This window comes from Hyphococcus flavus (assembly GCF_028748065.1).
GTDB classification, from domain to species: Bacteria; Pseudomonadota; Alphaproteobacteria; order Caulobacterales; family Parvularculaceae; genus Hyphococcus; species Hyphococcus flavus.
The window spans coordinates 3,238,815-3,257,663 of sequence record NZ_CP118166.1; the positions used below are offsets into that span (position 1 = coordinate 3,238,815).

The 18,849-nt window shown below is 53.7% G+C and carries 19 protein-coding genes; 10 read left to right on the forward strand and 9 right to left on the reverse strand.

Features of this window, described 5'->3' with window-relative positions; translation table 11 throughout:
* Positions 1 to 58 precede the first annotated feature (58 nt).
* The 5 genes from fghA to PUV54_RS15500 form a co-directional block, all read right to left on the reverse strand.
* Positions 59 to 904 carry an S-formylglutathione hydrolase gene (gene fghA / locus PUV54_RS15480; protein WP_274493239.1) on the reverse strand — a complete coding sequence of 282 codons (846 nt, stop codon included), beginning with the start codon at positions 902 to 904 and terminating at the stop codon, positions 59 to 61.
* Positions 904 to 1,863: a DUF2971 domain-containing protein gene (locus PUV54_RS15485; RefSeq protein ID WP_274493240.1), complete on the reverse strand. Its 960-nt coding sequence runs from the start codon at positions 1,861 to 1,863 to the stop codon at positions 904 to 906. The genes fghA and PUV54_RS15485 overlap by 1 nt, the downstream gene beginning before the upstream one ends.
* An 18-nt stretch (positions 1,864 to 1,881) precedes the next feature.
* Positions 1,882 to 2,268, reverse strand: coding sequence for a VOC family protein (locus PUV54_RS15490; RefSeq protein WP_274493241.1), 387 nt, complete (start codon positions 2,266 to 2,268; stop codon positions 1,882 to 1,884).
* A 66-nt stretch (positions 2,269 to 2,334) separates the two neighbouring features.
* Positions 2,335 to 2,634: a hypothetical protein gene (locus PUV54_RS15495; protein WP_274493242.1), complete on the reverse strand. Its 300-nt coding sequence runs from the start codon at positions 2,632 to 2,634 to the stop codon at positions 2,335 to 2,337.
* A gap of 118 nt (positions 2,635 to 2,752) precedes the next feature.
* Positions 2,753 to 3,865 (reverse strand): S-(hydroxymethyl)glutathione dehydrogenase/class III alcohol dehydrogenase, encoded by a 1,113-nt coding sequence (locus PUV54_RS15500; RefSeq protein ID WP_274493243.1) that lies wholly within the window; start codon positions 3,863 to 3,865, stop codon positions 2,753 to 2,755.
* Between the two features lie 191 nt (positions 3,866 to 4,056).
* On the opposite strand from PUV54_RS15500, the gene PUV54_RS15505 reads away from it, so the two are divergent.
* The 8 genes from PUV54_RS15505 (at position 4,057) to PUV54_RS15540 (ending at position 11,196) form a co-directional block, all read left to right on the forward strand.
* Positions 4,057 to 5,259, forward strand: coding sequence for a glycine C-acetyltransferase (locus tag PUV54_RS15505; RefSeq protein WP_274493244.1), 1,203 nt, complete (start codon positions 4,057 to 4,059; stop codon positions 5,257 to 5,259).
* A 10-nt stretch (positions 5,260 to 5,269) separates the two neighbouring features.
* Positions 5,270 to 6,307: an L-threonine 3-dehydrogenase gene (gene tdh, locus PUV54_RS15510; protein WP_274493245.1), complete on the forward strand. Its 1,038-nt coding sequence runs from the start codon at positions 5,270 to 5,272 to the stop codon at positions 6,305 to 6,307.
* A 22-nt stretch (positions 6,308 to 6,329) separates the two neighbouring features.
* Positions 6,330 to 7,214, forward strand: coding sequence for an OmpA family protein (locus PUV54_RS15515; RefSeq protein WP_274493246.1), 885 nt, complete (start codon positions 6,330 to 6,332; stop codon positions 7,212 to 7,214).
* Between the two features lie 88 nt (positions 7,215 to 7,302).
* Positions 7,303 to 7,764, forward strand: coding sequence for a RidA family protein (locus PUV54_RS15520; protein WP_274493247.1), 462 nt, complete (start codon positions 7,303 to 7,305; stop codon positions 7,762 to 7,764).
* Positions 7,764 to 8,918, forward strand: a complete 1,155-nt coding sequence (locus tag PUV54_RS15525; RefSeq protein ID WP_274493248.1) for a GNAT family N-acetyltransferase — start codon at positions 7,764 to 7,766, stop codon at positions 8,916 to 8,918. The genes PUV54_RS15520 and PUV54_RS15525 overlap by 1 nt, the downstream gene beginning before the upstream one ends.
* Positions 8,919 to 8,928: 10 nt before the next feature.
* Positions 8,929 to 9,150, forward strand: a complete 222-nt coding sequence (locus PUV54_RS15530) for a putative signal transducing protein (RefSeq protein WP_274493249.1) — start codon at positions 8,929 to 8,931, stop codon at positions 9,148 to 9,150.
* Positions 9,150 to 9,584 (forward strand): HIT family protein, encoded by a 435-nt coding sequence (locus PUV54_RS15535; RefSeq protein ID WP_274493250.1) that lies wholly within the window; start codon positions 9,150 to 9,152, stop codon positions 9,582 to 9,584. Before PUV54_RS15530 ends, PUV54_RS15535 begins: the two co-directional genes overlap by 1 nt.
* Positions 9,585 to 9,936: 352 nt before the next feature.
* Positions 9,937 to 11,196, forward strand: a complete 1,260-nt coding sequence (locus PUV54_RS15540; protein WP_274493251.1) for an NHL repeat-containing protein — start codon at positions 9,937 to 9,939, stop codon at positions 11,194 to 11,196.
* A gap of 8 nt (positions 11,197 to 11,204) precedes the next feature.
* Here PUV54_RS15540 and clpA read toward each other — a convergent pair whose 3' ends face one another.
* The 4 genes from clpA to PUV54_RS15560 all read right to left on the reverse strand — a co-directional run bounded on the left by clpA (position 11,205) and on the right by PUV54_RS15560 (position 14,808).
* A complete protein-coding gene (clpA, locus tag PUV54_RS15545) occupies positions 11,205 to 13,532 on the reverse strand; it encodes an ATP-dependent Clp protease ATP-binding subunit ClpA (RefSeq protein ID WP_274493252.1) in 2,328 nt (775 codons plus the stop codon).
* Positions 13,533 to 13,535: 3 nt separating this feature from the next.
* Positions 13,536 to 13,877 carry an ATP-dependent Clp protease adapter ClpS gene (gene clpS, locus PUV54_RS15550; protein ID WP_274493253.1) on the reverse strand — a complete coding sequence of 114 codons (342 nt, stop codon included), beginning with the start codon at positions 13,875 to 13,877 and terminating at the stop codon, positions 13,536 to 13,538.
* Positions 13,878 to 14,069: 192 nt separating this feature from the next.
* Positions 14,070 to 14,513 (reverse strand): phasin family protein, encoded by a 444-nt coding sequence (locus PUV54_RS15555; RefSeq protein WP_274493254.1) that lies wholly within the window; start codon positions 14,511 to 14,513, stop codon positions 14,070 to 14,072.
* The gene (locus tag PUV54_RS15560) at positions 14,479 to 14,808 is read right to left on the reverse strand and encodes a hypothetical protein (RefSeq protein WP_274493255.1); all 330 of its coding nucleotides are present in this window, start codon (positions 14,806 to 14,808) and stop codon (positions 14,479 to 14,481) included. Before PUV54_RS15560 ends, PUV54_RS15555 begins: the two co-directional genes overlap by 35 nt.
* Positions 14,809 to 14,942: 134 nt before the next feature.
* On the opposite strand from PUV54_RS15560, the gene PUV54_RS15565 reads away from it, so the two are divergent.
* Positions 14,943 to 16,307 (forward strand): D-alanyl-D-alanine carboxypeptidase, encoded by a 1,365-nt coding sequence (locus PUV54_RS15565; protein WP_274493256.1) that lies wholly within the window; start codon positions 14,943 to 14,945, stop codon positions 16,305 to 16,307.
* Between the two features lie 531 nt (positions 16,308 to 16,838).
* Positions 16,839 to 18,782 carry an acetate--CoA ligase gene (gene acs / locus PUV54_RS15570; RefSeq protein ID WP_274493257.1) on the forward strand — a complete coding sequence of 648 codons (1,944 nt, stop codon included), beginning with the start codon at positions 16,839 to 16,841 and terminating at the stop codon, positions 18,780 to 18,782.
* Positions 18,783 to 18,849: the final 67 nt, after the last annotated feature.

An 18,849-nucleotide genomic window follows, 5' to 3' on the forward strand; every position in this document is an offset into this window, starting at 1 on the left:
TAGTTGAGAGCGTTTATCACGCTGCAACGCAACATCACGCGCGATCATTTTTCAGACGTCAGAGTCTCGCCGCATGCCAGCGCAAGTGATCCCCGATAAACGTCGAAATGAAATAGTACGAGTGATCGTAGCCGTCCTGCATGCGCAGAGTGAACTTCTGCCCCGCCTTGGTTGCAGCGGTTGCAAATAACTCCGGCCTTAGTTGATCTACAAGAAAGTTATCAGCCGTTCCCTGGTCGATGAGGATTTCAGCTTTGCTGGGGCGTTTGGCGACCAGTTCGGTTGCATCGTAGTCAGCCCACTTGGTCGTGTCAGACCCGAGATAATTCGAAAACGCTTTTTCGCCCCAAGGGACTTGGGCCGGCGCGACGATGGGTGCGAAGGCGGAACAGGTTTTGAATTTATCCGGGTTCTTCAAGTGTATGGTCATGGCGCCGTGCCCACCCATGGAGTGACCGAAGATGCCGGCGCGCGACCCATCAACCGGAAATTCCTTTTCGATGAGTTCCGGCAGTTCGCGGGTGATGTAGTCATACATCTGATAATGCTCGGACCAGGGCTCTTCAGTGGCGTTCAGATAAAACCCGGCGCCGAGGCCGAAATCATAGGCTTCCTCCGGATCGTCTGGCACACTTGTCCCGCGCGGGGATGTATCCGGCGCAACGATGACAAGGCCAAGTTCCGCCGCGACGCGCTGAAATCCCGATTTGGTGATGAAGTTTTCTTCGGTGCAGGTGAGCCCCGACAGCCAATACAGCACCGGGAACGGACCGGCCCCATGGTTTTCTTTGGGCGGCGTAAACACCGCGAACTTCATTTCGCAGTTACAGGCGGCGCTTTCATGTGTGTAGACGCTTTGCGTCCCGCCGAAAGATTTTGTGGAGGAAACAAGTTTGATACTCATTATGCCTCCTGACGTAATGGAATATTTGTTAATCGGATTCTTTCATAAGGATTTTCAAACCCAATTTCACGTAACACTTCACCAAACGCCTCGTAAGAAACCATGGGAAAGTATGTAGGCCCAATTAGAATACCTTCCAGTATTGCAGTTGGACTTAGATCAATTGGAATTTCACCTGTAGTCATTTTTAGCGGTATTTTATAGATTCTTTGTGGAATTCCGTGTACGGAAACTATTTCTGTATCCAACCCTTCTGGCGGCCCCAGAGCGGGCGAGTGAACAACCCTCCATTCCCTTTCTTCGCGAAACGCTGCATGTTTAGTGCAAAGAATCCACGAAATAAGTGTTGTTCTCAGATAGAATATAATATCGCTTTTGTCGTGGTTCGCCAAAACTTTTGCATTATCGTGAATGCGTCGAGCTAAAGACATTACTTGTGCGGACACTTCTGCCTCACCCGCATATCGCACAGGAAACGAATAGGCCCCCAAATCATCTGTCTCAGCCGTAAACGGGTCGCCCCGAAATATAAGTGCAACCCCGGAACCGCCACCATAGGCTCTCCACATGGAGAGACGGCCAAGTTCATTTTCCGAATTTTCATGTTCGGAAACGCAAACGACATAGGTAGTAAGAGGAAAAGCCTTCAGCCACTTATCAATATCATTCAACACTTTATCCGCAATGGTATGATCCAATTCATTTATTGCCGCCCTAAAGGAGTTCCCTGCTTCGGAGTTAAAAGCTCGTACCAATAAGTTAGTTCCATAACTGATTTCTCCATAGTCATTCATGCATGCCGTATTTCGCATCCAAATTTCTTTATTTTGGAGAATCCGTAACGCGGTTTCCGCAGACGTATAATATGCGAATCGCTTCGCAGTCCCGGAAATGTTTTCTCTAATTGCAACCTCATCTGGAATCAGAAGCCGGGCAGTTTCCAAAGGATCATCAATCATAAAATAACCCCCAGAAAATCACTCCGGCTTCATGCAATAAGTGCAGATCTTGTTGCCGTCGGGGTCGCGCAAGTACGCCGCATAGGCTGTCGGCGCGAAATCACGCGGGCCCGGCTCACCCTCGCAGGTTCCGCCATTGGCGATGCCGCCCGCATGAAATTCGTGTACGGCCTTCCGGCTCGGCGCGATGAACCCAATCGTCCCGCCATTAGCGTGCGTGGCTGGCTGGCCGTTCGCGGGCGACGTCACCCAGAATTCCGGCTGGTTCACGCCATAAATCAGCGTGCGGGCATCGCCGAACGTGCCCATGTTCTTAATGCCAAGCGGCGCCAGCACGGCGTCGTAAAAGGCTTTTGATTTTTCCTTGTCGTTCGAGCCAACCATGATGTGTGTAAAGATGGGCATTAGATTGATCCTTCTTTTTAATTTCTTTCGTCCGCTCTTCCCGGCGAAAGCCGGGATCCAGTACAATTATTTCACAGGCGGGCTCATGCCGCGAATATCTTCCCAATATTCTTCAGCGACGTCATCGTCTATGATTACTGGCGCCGAACTCTCTGGATACAACCTGTCGGCACCGTCTTTACGTGGCCCCGAAATCCAGAATTCTTCGCCAGTTTCCACGTCGAAATAGTTGGCTTTGAAGCCTGAGCCTTTCAGACTTCGAAATGTTCGCCCTGCATAGGTGAGCGATTTGCCGGATTTAGAGTAAGTGACACGGCCGATGCGCGCCGGACCATTTAATCCGGTGGACTTATCTTCAATATACATAATGCGATTTTTGGACAGCTTAATTTCTCCGTTCACCCTCGCGGAAGCGAAAATCAATTTAAATTCCTTTACGCAAGGGTCAAATTCTGGATCCCGACTTTCGCCGGGATGAGCGGGTCTAGTAGACTACCACACTCCGGATGCTCTTTCCCTCATGCATCAGGTCGAAGGCCTTGTTGATGTCCTCTAGCGGCATGGTGTTGGTGATGAGCGGGTCGATCTGAATTTTCTTGTCCATATACCAGTCGACGATTTTAGGCGTGTCGGTGCGCCCGCGCGCGCCGCCAAAGGCCGTGCCTTTCCAGACGCGGCCCGTCACAAGCTGAAACGGCCGGGTTGAGATTTCCTTGCCCGCTTCAGCTACGCCGATGATGATGGATTCGCCCCAGCCGCGATGACAACATTCCAACGCCTGACGCATCACATCCGTATTGCCGGTGCAGTCAAACGAATAATCCGCGCCGCCATCGGTAAGACCGATTACCGCATCGACCACGTTGCCCGCGCCGATCTCTTTCGCGTTGACGAAATCCGTCATGCCGAACTCGCGGGCGATCCCTTCACGCGCCGGATTAATGTCAACGCCAATAATCTTGTCCGCGCCCACAAGCTTTGCGCCCTGAATGACGTTAAGGCCGATGCCGCCGAGGCCGAACACCGCCACATCGGCGCCGGGCTCCACGCCTGCCGTCCACACCACCGCGCCGACGCCGGTGGTGACGCCACAGCCGATGTAACAGGCCTTGTCGAACGGCGCGTCCTTGCGAATTTTTGCAACAGAATATTCTGACAGAACGGTGAAATTCGAGAATGTCGAACAGCCCATGTAATGCGCCAGCGGTTTCCCTTTCCAGCTAAACCTGCTTGTACCGTCCGGCATGACGCCTTTGCCCTGCGTGGCGCGCACGGAGGTGCACAGGTTCGATTTTTGCGACAGGCAGGTTTTGCACTGGCGACATTCCGCCGTATACAGAGGAATGACGTGATCACCCGGCTCGACACTGGTGACGCCCGGCCCGACCTCGCGCACGATGCCTGCGCCTTCGTGGCCCAGGACCGAAGGAAAAATCCCTTCACTATCCTTGCCTTCCAGCGTGTATGCGTCGGTGTGACAGATGCCGGTCGCCATGATCTCCACCAGCACCTCGCCGGCCTTTGGCCCCTCAAGATCGATCTCCTCAATGACCAGCGGCTTGTTTGGTTCAACGGCGATTGCGGCTCTGGTTTTCATGGGGCTCTCTCCGATTCATTCGCGCCGCCAAATTCGGCAATTCGGTACGGGAAATCAACCAAACCCGGCAAAAGAATGAACCCCTGCTGATACTTTATAGCAATACTGAGCCAACGGGCTGGGCGCTTGTTGACCCGGGCGCCATGCGGCGCCAAACCATCCCGAAGCTAACCACCAGATAAGGACACACCATGCGCAGCGCTTTTTATGACCGCGTCGCCGCGACACTTTCCGACATCCGCGAGCAGGGCCTTGAAAAAATCGAGCGTCAGATCACCTCGCCCCAAGGGCCGGTGATCGAGGTTGATCACAAAGGCGAGCGGAAAAAAGTGCTAAACTTTTGCGCCAATAATTATCTGGGCCTTGCGGACAGCAAGGAACTTGTCGCCGCCGCGAAAACTACCATGGACGAGTATGGGTACGGCATGGCCTCGGTGCGCTTTATCTGCGGCACGACCGATTTGCACCGCAAGCTTGAAAAAGAGATCGCAGACTTCCTCGGCTACGAAGATTCAATTCTGTTCGCTGCGTGCTTTGACGCTAATGGCGGTGTTTTCGAACCTCTGCTCGAAGCGGAAGACGCCATCATCTCCGACGCGCTCAATCACGCATCAATCATCGACGGCGTCCGGCTTTGCAAGGCTAAGCGCTACCGTTTCGCGAATTCGGACATGGAGGACTTGCGCGCTCAATTGAAACAGGCTGATGCGGACGGCGCGCGCACGAAACTGATCGTCACCGACGGCGTTTTCTCTATGGACGGCTATATCGCCAAGCTCGACGAGATCTGCGCCATCGCTGACGAGTTCGATGCGCTGGTGATGGTGGATGACGCGCATGCTACCGGCTTTATGGGTCCCCATGGCGAGGGCACGCCCGCCCATTGCGGCGTCGCCAAACGCGTCGACATTCTTACCGGAACGCTTGGCAAGGCGCTCGGCGGCGGCATGGGCGGTTATATCTGTGCAACGAAAGAGGTCGTGCATCTGTTGCGAAATCGCGCCCGGCCCTATCTCTTTTCCAATGCCCTGACGCCGGCGCTTTTGGGCGCGTCTTTAAAAACGCTGGAACTGATCCGTGATGGTGCGAGCCTTCGCGAACAGCTCTTCCGCAACGCCCGGCGCTTTCGCGAACAGATGGGCGCCGCCGGTTTCGACCTCCTGCCCGGGGAGCACCCGATTATCCCGATCATGATTTATGATGCGAAAAAAGCCGGCGAGATGGCTGCTGCGCTGATGGATGAAGGCGTTTATGTGACGGCGTTTTCATTCCCCGTCGTGCCGAAAGGCAAGGCGCGTATCCGCACGCAAATGTGCGCCGGGCATAACGATGAGCAGGTCGATCAGGCCGTGACGGCGTTCACCAAGGTTGGTAAAAGCATTGGCGTGATTTAGGAGCATTTTCATGAAAGCCCTGATGAAAGCAAAAGCCGAAGAAGGCATCTGGATGGTGGATACGTCCCGGCCCGAGGTCGGCGTCAATGACGTGCTGATCAAGGTGCGCCGCTCGGCGATCTGCGGCACGGATGTCCACATTTACAACTGGGACGACTGGGCGCAAAAAACGATCCCCGTACCGATGACCGTCGGCCATGAATTTTCCGGCGAGATCGTCGAGATTGGCGCCGAAGTGCATCTTGAACATTTCAACATGAAAATCGGCGACCGCGTTTCTGCGGAAGGTCATGTCACTTGCGGCTATTGCCGCAACTGCCGTGCAGGCAAACGCCATCTTTGCCGCAATACGGTTGGCGTTGGCGTGAACCGACCGGGCTCCTTTGCAGAATATGTCGCCGTGCCGGCGTTCAACGTCTACAAACTGCCCGAAGACGTCTCTGACGAGATGGGGGCGATCTTCGATCCTTACGGCAACGCCACGCACACCGCCCTCGCCTTCGATCTCGTCGGCGAGGACGTGCTGATCACCGGCGCCGGACCAATTGGCGTCATGGCGGTGGCGATCGCAAAGTTTTCTGGCGCGCGGCATGTGGTTATTACTGATGTCAACGACTACCGCCTTGAGCTTGCCAAAAGCATGGGCGCGACACGCGCGGTAAATGTGACCAATGAATCGCTTAAAGACGTCATGTCGGATCTCAAAATGACCGAAGGGTTTGATATCGGGCTTGAGATGTCTGGCGTGCCGTCTGCATTTCAGTCCATGCTGGAAACCATGAACCACGGCGGCAAGATCGCCATGCTCGGCATTATGCCCAACGGCGCCGGCGTTGACTGGGATAAAGTCATCTTCAAGGGTCTCGACATAAAGGGCATCTACGGCCGGCGCATGTTCGAAACCTGGTACAAGATGGGCGCCATGTTGCAGGCAGGCCTCGACCTCTCACCAATCCTGACCCACAGTTTCCCCATCGAGGACTATCAGAAAGGCTTTGATGTCATGCGTTCGGGCCAATCGGGTAAAGTCATCCTCGAATGGCCGTAGATTATCGTCAGCGCCAGGTTAGATGAAAACTGCTCTAAAATTATTATGCGGCGTGATGCTTGTAGCGTTACTGGGCCTTGCGGCGATTATGAATGACGCCATGCCGGGTTCTGTCGCCTCCGCTGAGACCAAACTAAGAACGCTCACATCAGACGCGCTCGGGGTTTCAGCTGCGCAATGGGCCGATTATGAAATTGACGGGCAAAAAATTATTCTCAGCGGCGAAGCCTCAGACCCTGATGCGCGCCAGGCTGTCATCCAGCGTATCAAATCCGCTGGCGGGCGTGGCGGCATAATCACTGGACCGGTGAGTAGCGTTGATGCGTCGGCACTGGTTGTGGCGGCGCCGCTGAGTGAAGAGCTTGCTGAGCCGGACGATTCCATTGCTCAATCTGCGCTTGAGGAAGTCACGGCGCCTTCCCAGGAACCTGATGCGCCTGAAACTGAAGAAATTAGAGTGACTGAAATTGCAGACACGCCGCCCATGGAAACGCGAGAAGAAATTGACCGGAGCGCTCTCACAGCGGTAGCTGAGAATGACTGCATCAAAGAGTTGAAATCGACGATTGAGGCCCATTCCATTGATTTCGCCAGCGCCCGGGCGGAACTTGATAATCAGGCGCGGGCGCACCTCAGCGGCATAGCCATGATCATGAAAAACTGCCCCTCAGCGCGTTTGAATATCACCGGACACACGGACGCCAGCGGCAACGCGGCGCGCAATCTGCAGCTTAGCGGATACCGCGCGGACGCGGTGCGGACATACCTCACCTCAGTCGGTATTTCCGCGAGCCGCTTATCTGCACAAGGCGTGGGATCCCGCTCACCGCTGGTGAGTAACGAAACCCCAAGGGGGCGTGCGCAGAACCGCCGCATTGAAATCGAAGTGATCACTGGCGGCGAATAGCCTGTTCACATCTTTTCAGAATTACTGTTTTGACCTGTGCTTCAAGCTCGTTACGATGCACAATCAACACAGGCGGAAAGGGACAGTGATGACTGCTATTGATGAAAAACTTGTTGAGCTTGGCATCATCCTGCCGGAGCCAGCCTCGCCTGTCGCGAATTACGTGCCGTATGTTGTCTCGGGAAAAGAAGTCTTCATTTCCGGACAGGTTTCCATCGGGCCGGATGGCTTGATCACAGGGAAACTTGGCCGAGATCTTAACCTTGAAAAAGGCATAGAGGCTGCCCACGCTTGCGGCGTCAATCTCATCGCGCAACTGAAAGCAGCGTGTGAAGGTGATCTCTCACGTGTCAAACGCGTCGTTAAACTTGGCGCATTTGTAAATTGCACCGATGAATTTTACGACCAGCCCAAGGTTGTAAACGGCGCCTCAGATTTGATGGTCGCCGTTTTTGGCGACGCAGGCCGTCATGCGCGCGCCGCCGTTGGCGCTCCCAGCTTGCCCTTGAACGCTGCTGTCGAAGTTGATGGGATCTTTGAGATCGATTAATGCCGGACGGATCAGAATCCATCCTTGCCCGAACGGTTTCGTCAATCGGCGAGATTGATGCGGCAATTTGGAACGGTCTCGCGAACCCGGTGGACGAAAAATTCAATCCGTTTGTTTCTTACGAATTTCTGTCCGCTTTAGAAGCGTCCAAGTCCGTTGCCCCCGAGACTGGGTGGGCGCCAATGCATCTGATCATAGAGGAAGCTGGCGCGATCACAGGGGTAGCCCCGCTCTATGCAAAGGGACACAGCCAGGGCGAATATGTGTTCGATCATCACTGGGCTGACGCATACGCCCGTGCTGGCGGTCAGTATTACCCAAAACTTTTATGTGCTGCGCCGTTCACACCCGTACCCGGCCCGCGCCTGCTGGCGAAAAACGAAACATCGAAAACCAATCTCGCTCTTGCCTTAAGGCAAGTAACAGAAAGCATTCAGGCATCGTCCGCACACATAAATTTTGTTGAAGCCAATGACAAAGTTGCGTTGGAGAACACAGGATATTTGCTGCGAATGGGTGAGCAATATCACTGGTTCAATCGTGGCTACAAAGATTTTGATGATTTTCTGGTCGCGTTGTCTTCTCGCAAGAGAAAAGCAATCCGTCGTGAACGACGCGAGGCGCAATGTGATCTCGTCATACGCAAACTAAGGGGCGCTGAAATCACAGAAGCCCATTGGGATGCATTTTGGAGTTTTTATCAGGACACCGGCGCGCGCAAATGGGGCTATCCTTATCTGACAAGAACATTCTTCCGGCTTATCGCAGAAAAGATGCCTGATTCATTATTGTTCATCGTTGCTGAACGTGATGGCGCGCCAATCGCCGGCGCCCTCAACTTCATTGGCGGGGACGCGCTTTTTGGCCGATACTGGGGATGCACGGAAGATGTGCCGTTTTTGCACTTTGAAATTTGTTATCATAGCGCGGTAGAATACGCCATTGAACATAAGCTGTCGCGCGTAGAAGCTGGCGCACAGGGACAACACAAGATCGCCCGCGGTTACGAACCTGTGCCGACCTGGTCAGCGCACTGGTTGCCGAATGAAAGTTTTCGCTCTGCAATAGAACGTTACCTTGAGGCGGAACGGCTGGAGACTGGAATGGAAATCGCCGCGTTAAAAAACTATACGCCCTTTAAACGCGGACAATAGAAAGCATTTTATGAAAGTCATCAAACGCACTCACAATCAGCAGGAAGCCAAAATTATCGTCAGTTTCCTCCAGGCGCATGATATCAACGCTGAATTGCTGGATGGCGCAATCAATTCTGTTTTACCTATGCCTGGCGGCGTTCGGATTGCTGTCCCAGATGACCAGGAAGAAGAAGCTATTACATTGCTGAAAAATGCTGACAGTGGCGGCGCATCTGGAGAACAAGCCTAATGAGTCTCGATAGTTCATACGACGATGATAACATTTTTGCGAAAATCATCCGAGGAGACGTGCCGTGCGTAAAGCTATATGAAACCGATGCTGTACTTGGCTTTATGGATGTCTTTCCTCAAAGCGAGGGGCATTGTCTCGTCATTCACAAATCAGCGACCGCAACAAACCTTTTTGATATTGAGCAAGACGCGCTGGCTGAACTTACTGCCGCTGTCCAAATCATAGCAGAAGGCGTCAAGGCTGGCCTTAAACCTGATGGTGTACGGATTGCGCAATTTAATGGCGCCGCTGCGGGACAGACTGTTTTCCATCTCCATTTTCATATTATTCCTGTCTACGAGAATACCACACTTGCCGCACATGGAAGCGCGGGCCCCAGAACAGCAGAGTCGCTGGAGCCGGTGGCCGATAAAATTAGAAAAGCAATCTAGACCGCCCCCACTTGTTATTCAAATTTTTAGCATTATTCTAACAGGATGGCTCTCGCATTTGTGTTGAGTTTTAGATTGCTTGTGTTTGTTTCTACTAGTAATAGTTGAAACGGTATTGAAACCGTCCTACCGCGTCTGCAACCGGGCTGATTTGTTGCGACGCACTGTTCACGCAGGCGCGCCCACCCCTTGCCGCGAGGGTGCGTCAGCTTGAAGGCCGCCGTGTACCTTCCCTCACGGCGGCCTTTTTTTTTGCGGTGAAACGAGCAAATAGCGCGACGAACCGAACGTGTGTTTCTTGTGAATTCCAGTCGGCATGGTCTGGTACGGGAATCGTAAAGTCAGAGGGTTTATGAAGTTCCTGATATTTTCCACAGCCGCCTTTGCATTGGCTTTCATCAACTGTCCAGCCAAGGCCTCTGCAGCTGAGCTCGATGACATAATGAGCCTTGCATCCGATGCGTTTCGGGCAGAGGACTGGGACGCCCTCAACACGCATTTAGACGCCGCTCAGGAGCTGCGCGCCTATTCTCTGTATCTCTGGCGAAACCGTATCCTCGCCCGCGTCATGGCCGGACGCGAAGACGAAGCTTTGGCGCTGGCCGAAACGGCAGCACGACGAGGCCTTGTTTTAAACCTTTCCGGCCATGAGGCGTTCGATATTCTGACGGCGTTACCGGCGTATTCGCCTATCGCGGCAAGAATGGAATCTAATGCGGCGCCCATCGGTCAGGCGCGAATAGAGCGGCAGGACGAGCAAACAGCACTCCTCCCTGAAGCTCTCGCATATGATAAGCAGCAAAACATATTTGTAGGCTCGGTCCGTACCGGCGCAATTCTGAAATTCGAAGGTAAAAAAGCTCCAAAGCTATTTACAACAGCAACCGGAGGCGTGTTTGACATCGAACCTCGCGGGAAAACGCTCTGGGCCGTCGTCAATAACCAACTAGCGTTTGAAAGTGCCGATCCCGAAGCGCCATTTGCCTCGGTGATGGCGTTTCATTCCAAAACTGGCGTCATTAAACGCGAAATTCGCGTTGCTGAAGAAAACGCTCTTCTCGGGGATCTTGAAGTCGCTAAAGATGGAACGATCTACGCTACCGACTCAACAACCCCGCGCATTTTCAGGATGGAGCCAAAGGGGCAAACACTGGATGTGTATGTTGAAGACTCCCGGTTTGCAAACCTGCAAGGCATTGCTCTCGACGAAAAGAACGACCGGCTATTCGTCGCCGACTATCTGACAGGCCTGTTCGTCATCGATACCAATACCGGCGCTGTGCATGAACTAAACAATACCGCGGACGCCCATCTCGGAGGTACAGACGGCCTTTATCTTTATGAGGGCGACCTGATCGGCATTCAGAACGGAACATCACCGCGCCGGATCGTTTATATCGGTCTTAATGATGACGCATCATCGATCACAAGCTTCATTTCGATGCAGCAGTCGCTTGAAGAATGGAACGAGCCTACTCATGGCGTCGTTGTTGACGACGAATTCAGGTACATCGCGACATCAAACTGGCCGTCTTATGACGAAAACTGGAATGTTCGCGAAGGCGCTGAATTGCAGCCGTTACGGATTATGACGCTGCCACTGAAGCAGTAATCGCCCGCCTATTCCATCAACGCAGGCACGTTAGCGCCGTCTCCGCCGTCTTTCGGTTTATCCGGTTTTTCGGGATCGGGAATATAGTCGAAAGCCAGCTTGCTGTTGTCTTTGTCATCAACAAGCACACGCACGACGCCGCCGTTTTTCAAGCTGCCGAATAAAATCTCATCGGCGATCGGCTTCTTCACGTATTCCTGAATTGTGCGCGCCAGAGGCCTCGCGCCCATTTCATCGTCGAACCCTTTTTCCGCGAGCCACTTTGTCGCCTCATCACTGAGCTCAAACGTGACGCCTCGGTCAGCAAGCTGCGCTTCAAGCTGAAGGACAAATTTTTCGACGATGCGGTTTATGATCGCTGGCGACAGACCGGCGAACTGTATGGTCGCATCAAGACGGTTGCGGAATTCCGGCGTGAACATTTTCTTGATCGCCGCTTCCGTTTCATCGGTTTTCTTGCCGCCGGCAAAACCGATCGCGAACTGCGCCGCATCAAACGCGCCCGCGTTAGTCGTCATGATGATGATGACGTTCCTGAAATCGACTTTACGGCCATTGGCGTCGGTAAGTTGACCGTTGTCCATCACCTGGAGAAGAATATTGAAAATTTCCGGATGCGCTTTCTCAATCTCATCGAGCAGCAGTACGCAATGCGGATTCTGATCGATAGCGTCAGTCAAAAGTCCGCCTTGATCGAAACCGACATAGCCCGGCGGCGCGCCGATGAGACGCGAAACCGTGTGCCGCTCCATATATTCGGACATATCGAAACGCACGAGCTCAAGCCCCATGACAAGACCAAGCTGTTTGGCGACTTCGGTTTTACCGACGCCTGTAGGTCCGGCGAAAAGGTACGAGCCAATGGGCTTTTCCGGTTCTCGCAGACCCGCACGCGCCAGCTTGATCGCCGCTGAAAGCTGGTCGATGGCTTCGTCTTGTCCGTAGACGACGCGGCGCAGGTCTTCGCCGAGCTTGGCGAGACGTTCCGTATCGGATTTGGAAACTGACTTCGGCGGAATACGCGCCATCTTGGCGACAACTTCCTCTATCTGTGATTCACCAATGACTTTGACCCGCTTGTCTTCGGCAAACAGCATTTGCCGTGCACCGGCCTCATCGATGACATCGATTGCTTTGTCGGGCAGCTTGCGGTCAGTCATATATTTCGATGACAGCTCCGCTGCAGCGCGGATCGCCTCATCGGTATATTCAAGTTTATGATGTTTCTCGAAATAAGGCTTGAGGCCCATCAGGATTTTGACCGTGTCTTCTTTGGAAGGCTCAATCACATCGATCTTCTGAAAACGTCTTGCGAGCGCGCGGTCTTTTTCAAAGTGCTGGCGATATTCTTTATAGGTTGTCGACCCCATGCACCGAAGCGCACCTGACTGCAGCGCCGGCTTCAACAGGTTTGACGCATCCATTGCACCGCCAGAAGTCGCTCCGGCGCCAATGACCGTATGAATTTCGTCAATGAATAAAATTGCGTCTTCATGTTCTTCGAGTTCTTTTAGAACCGCTTTGATGCGTTCCTCGAAGTCGCCGCGATATCGAGTCCCCGCCAGAAGCGCACCCATATCGAGTGAATAAATGGTCGAACTGGACAATACTTCAGGTACGTCTTCGTCCACGATCTGGCGTGCCAGCCCTTCTGCAATGGCTGTTTTTCCGACACCTGGATCGCCCACGAGCAGCGGATTGTTTTTGCGACGGCGGCATAACACCTGAATAGATCGTTCGACCTCTGCTTCCCGGCCGATCAACGGATCGATTTTGCCGGCCCGGGCTTTTGCGTTGAGGTCAACGCAATAGGATTCAAGCGCGCTTTCGGCTTTGTTTTGTCCGGCTTCTGCTTCTTCCGAGGCGCCGCGTGGAGGACGCGGCTGGCTTTCGCCGTTACGTTTCGCAATGCCGTGCGAGATATAATTCACCGCATCAAAACGGCTCATGTCCTGCCCCTGCAGGAAATGCGCGGCATGTGATTCACGTTCAGCAAACAACGCCACCAACACATTGGCGCCGGTGACTTCTTCACGTCCCGAAGATTGAACGTGAATAACCGCTCGCTGGATCACGCGCTGGAAACTTGCCGTCGGCTTCGCCTGTTCGCCGTTCTCAAGCGTCAAATTGGCGAGTTCGTTTTCTATGAATTCGTAAAGCTGACGGCGGAGAAGATCGAGGTCGACGTTACAGGCGCGCATGACAGCCGCCGCGTCACGATCATCCGTGAGCGCTAGCAGCAAATGTTCCAGCGTCGCCAGTTCATGTTCGCGTTCCGTCGCCAATGCAATTGCACGATGTAAAGCTTCATCAAGGTTTCTACTAAAGGACGCCACTCGTTACTCCCGTTCCATCGTACATTGCAGCGGATGCTGGTTTCTCCGCGAAAGCTCCATCACCTGCGCTACTTTGGTTTCGGCGATCTCATATGTGTAAACACCACACACGCCGATGCCGCTCTGGTGAACATGGAGCATGATCCGAACGGCTTCCTCCGGATCTTTCTTGAAGACAGCCTGCAACAGCCACACCACAAACTCTTGTGGCGTGTAGTCGTCGTTCAGCAGGAGCACCTTGTATAAAGAGGGGCGTTTCGTTTTGGGCGCGGTCTTGGAAACGACGCCTACACCCTGCCCGTGCCCAACGCCGTCGTCCTGCTCATTATCGTTGTCTTCAGCCATGGTCCCTACAGTTTCTGCAACTTGCTGGCGTATTGCAATGCATCAGCACTGCTCAATGCGCCGAGCCTATTAGATATGTAGTTGGATCAAGTTGAAAAGACGCAAATTTTCCTGAGTTTTGAGCGATATCCACAAAACAAAAGGCCCGGCGATACGCACCGGGCCCTTCACGCAACAGTTACTTAAGAACTTTTACGGGCGATAAGCCTGAATTTTCTCTACGAGGTCGCTGTAACGCGCTGAAAGGGGCTCAACGCTCTCTTTGGTCGTTTCTGACCAGATATCAGCCACCTTGTTGATTTGACCGAGGTTTTTCTCAATCGACGAGCGTACAAATTCGTTGTTCAGCTCAATCGCTTCCTGAACCGTTTTCGAACCAGCCGCAGCTTTTGCATTGGCGACAGTGTCTTCATAAGCGGCTTTGGTAAACGCGGTTTGCTCTGCCGTCAGCTTTTCAACGCCCTTGGCGAAAGCGCCAGCGGAAGCCATGACGGCGTTCAAAGATTCCTTGTGGAAATCAGCCATGGCGGTCATGCCCTCAGCAAATTTCTCGTAGCCGTCCTTGAATGCATCCGGGCTGAAAGCCTGGAAATCAAATGCATCAGCGGCGGTCGCGTTTTTTTTCGTAGCGGCCATTTTTATCTCCCTGGCGATTCTGATCGCTAAACTGTTGATTCAATTGCGCTCTATTCCTCAGAACGCCTTTTGTGCATTGCAACATAATGACCCCTTCCACCCCCGTCAAGGGAAAATTGTGCGCCGCACAAAATATTTTTTCCCGAATTTGGATTCGTAAAACCTTCGTTAACGCTCCGTTTACCGCGTTCGGCGATGATTCCCGTGTCGCGCGAACCGCGGCACGGCGTTTGCTCATTGAAAGCATGGAAACCGGATTGGGAGAGGCCGGCGCATATGCTTCCAAAGAGATCATCGGGCGATCAAAAAACGCTGATTTCCGGGGGGCGGCGTCTCTCGCATATTGATAAAGTTTTAGGAATGGGCGAGGCTCGCTCTATGGTCACGGCGTTTCGTTGCGTAACAGTTTTAGCCTTGGCGTTGGCCGCCATGCTCGTATTTGCGCCTCAGGCATCTGCGAACTCCAAATATGCCGCTTATGTGGTGCATGCCGATTCCGGCGATGTGCTATTTGACCGATATTCGACAAGCCGGCGTTATCCCGCATCCTTAACCAAAATGATGACGCTCTACCTTTTGTTTGAAGCTCTTGAAGATGGCGAATTGGCACTTAATTCGAAGATTAAAGTATCAGCAAGAGCAGCAGGGCAGCCGCCTTCAAAACTCGGCGTTTCATCCGGTTCCAGCATTGACGTGGAAACAGCTATTCGCTCGCTGGTCATCAAATCAGCAAATGATATCGCGGTGGCCGTTGCGGAAGAACTCGCCGGCTCCGAATGGCGCTTCGCCCAGGAAATGACCGCGAAAGCGCGCGAACTTTCCATGTACAACACGACATTCCGTAACGCTTCAGGCCTGCCGAACCGGAAAATGGTGACAACGGCGCGCGATATGGCGGTTCTTGGACGCCGCGTCGCACAGGATTTCCCGCAATACTTCCACTATTTCGGTGAGAAAAGTTTCACCTGGGACGGGCGCACCTACCGCACGCATAACTCGCTGGTAAAAACATTCGATGGCGCCGATGGCCTGAAAACAGGATACACGCGCAGGTCCGGCTTTAATCTCGTAACCTCTGCAACACGTGATGGACAGCGTTTGATCGGCGTGGTTCTTGGCGGACGATCATCGAGAACCCGTGACGCGCATATGCGCGATATCCTCGATGACGCTTTTGGCGAGATTTCTAAAAAACCAACTCTCATTGCAGCTTTGCATCGTAAAAAACCGAGCCCTCGCCTCAAACCAACCCTTGTTGCCGCCCTCGCCCAGAAGAATACCGCGCCGACAGTCGCCGGGAACGAAGACCTGCGCGCTGAATTGATGACCGCCGCCGCCGTGATCGAAGGCGGCGATGCGCCGGCGCCGGCCATGGGATCCGACGGCATTGGCGATCTCATCGCGCGGGCCGACACTGACGATTTTAATGAATTCGAACGCGCCAAACTTGCTTCCTTGTACCCTGCAGACCCCGGCTATATCGGCGAAGGCGATCTTGAATCCGTAATGGAGTTCGGCTGGAGCATTCAGATCGGCGCATATTCGAACAAGGAACTCGCGCAAAAAGAACTGGAAAAAGCAGTCCGCAAAGTCGGGCTGGACTTCAGCACCATGGCCATCCTGCCAACGCCTCTTGAGAACGGAAAAACGCTTTACCGCGCCCGGGTCACCAAGCTTTCAGAAATCGACGCAGCGACTGCGTGCGAAACCCTGAAGGACAAAAAAGTTTCCTGTTTTGTGGTTTCTGACCAGTCAGCTCTTCAGGGCGCGCCCGCAACGACGTCGCTGCACTGACCGGCTGAAGTCAAAGCCGCCTCGATATCGCGAAAATCGACGATCTTGAAATTCTGCGGAGACCTTTTTGGTACGCATGCTAAGAGAACTTCTTAGTCTTCGTAACTTTCCAAGCAGTTTACTCTAACCGCCAGAAAAAGACGGCGATCACTACGCATCCGCCGTCTTGGAGCGCCATGCGAAAAAGTGGAATACGGTTTTTCGCAAATCCGGCGCGACAACTAATAATCTAGATCATCGGGTGATGCAGCCTTATCGCCCGATGATCTAGTATCTGGCCAAAACACAACTTAATCGAAACCTTACGCTACATGCAGGCATCGCTTAGCGCTGCAGCTCCAAGCCTGCCTACCAAGCAAACAAGTGCTCCTAATTTGTTACATAGCGATGACAAGGCCGTGACGAATTGTTAAATGGGGAAAGTCAGTTTTGCTCATTTTTCAGAATACAGTGCGCACACGAATAAACGCGCACATATTGCGCTATTTTGCGATATTCACTAGGTTGCGGGAAAACACCAGGGAGACCCAAGTGACGGAAAGTCAGGTGATCAAGGTAAGTGAAGCAGCGGCGAAATCGACGCTCACCGATGCTCAAAAAGCGGCTGAGATGCGCGCGATTGCGAAAGAAGACCCGGAAGGTTTTTGGTCTGGGATTGCGCAACGGCTCGATTGGTCGAAGCCGTTCTCCCAGGTCAAGGACGTTTCATTCGACGCAGATAATCTTCGCATTAACTGGTTCCAGGACGGAGAGCTTAACGCCTGCGTCAATTGTCTCGACCGGCATTTGCCCGAGCGTGCTGATGACATAGCCATCATCTGGGAGGGCGATGAGCCGGACGATGACAAAAAAATTACCTATGCCGAGGCGCTAGAAGAGACCTGCCGGATGGCGAATGTCCTAAAGGCGCGCGGCGTAAAAAAGGGCGACCGTGTTGTCATCTACATGCCGATGATTCCCGAAGCGGCGTACGCCATGCTTGCCTGCGCCCGGATCGGCGCCGTGCATTCGGTCGTCTTTGGAGGGTTTTCACCTGATGCGCTCGCCAGCCGCATCGAGGATTGCGGCGCGACAGCGGTGATAACCGCCGATGAAGGCGTCCGCGGCGGCAAAACAGTTCCGTTGAAAACTAATGTCGATAAAGCCCTTGGCAAAACCAACGGCGTGCGGCTCGTTCTCACAGTCGAACGCACCGGCGCAAATGTTTCGATGCAGGCCGGTCGCGACCTCTTCTGGTTCGGCGAGGCGCGCAATGACGTGTCGCCGGAATGTCCCGCAGAGCCAATGAACGCCGAAGACACGCTGTTCATTCTTTATACGTCGGGATCTACGGGAAAGCCGAAAGGCGTTTTGCATACAACCGGCGGCTATCTCACTTACGTCGCTTACACCCATGAAATGGTGTTCGATTACAAGCCCGGCGAAATTTATTGGTGTACGGCTGATGTAGGCTGGGTCACCGGCCACAGCTATATCGTCTATGGACCGCTCGCGAACGGCGCCACAACGCTGATGTTCGAGGGCGTTCCCACCTACCCTGACGCCTCGCGATTCTGGAAAGTCATCGACAAGCACAAAGTCAATATATTTTATACGGCCCCAACAGCCATCCGCGCGCTGATGCGCGAGCGTGACGAGCATGTAACGGCGACAACCCGCGCGTCGCTTCGACTGCTCGGCACAGTCGGCGAGCCGATCAATCCCGAAGCATGGCTTTGGTATTACAATGTCGTCGGCGACGCGCGCTGTCCGATCGTCGATACATGGTGGCAGACGGAAACCGGCGGCGTTCTGATCTCGCCATTGCCCGGCGCGACCGATTTAAAACCGGGTTCCGCGACCCTGCCCCTGCCAGGGGTTTTCCCGGCCATTGTTGATGCCAACGGCAAAACACTGGAGGGCGCATGCGAGGGCAACCTCATCCTTACCGGCTCCTGGCCGGGCCAGATGCGCACCGTCTATGGCGATCATCAAAGGTTCATCGACACTTATTTTAAAACTTATCCGGGTTCGTACTTTACCGGCGATGGCGCGCGCCGCGACGAAGACGGTTATTACTGGATCACCGGGCGCGTCGATGACGTGATCAATGTATCCGGTCACCGCATGGGCACGGCGGAAGTCGAAAGCGCCCTCGTTTCCCATCCCAAGGTGGCGGAGGCCGCCGTGGTCGGTTATCCGCACGACATTAAGGGGCAAGGCATTTACGCCTATGTGACCTTGATGGAGGGTGAAGAAGCCGATGCCGGGCTGGAAAAGGAGCTCTCCGATCATGTCCGGTCCGAGATTGGACCAATCGCCAAACCCGATCTTTTGCATTTCACGCCGGCGCTTCCGAAAACCCGCTCGGGGAAAATCATGCGGCGTATCTTGCGAAAGATTGCTGAAAACGAGTTTTCATCCCTTGGCGATACCTCGACGCTCGCCGACCCGGGGGTTGTGGATACGCTGATCGAAGGCCGAAAGAACCGGTAAAGCCGCCGTCCGGGCGAAAATAGGATTAACAAAACGGAAACGCCGGTTTCATACTATGCGCTATAAG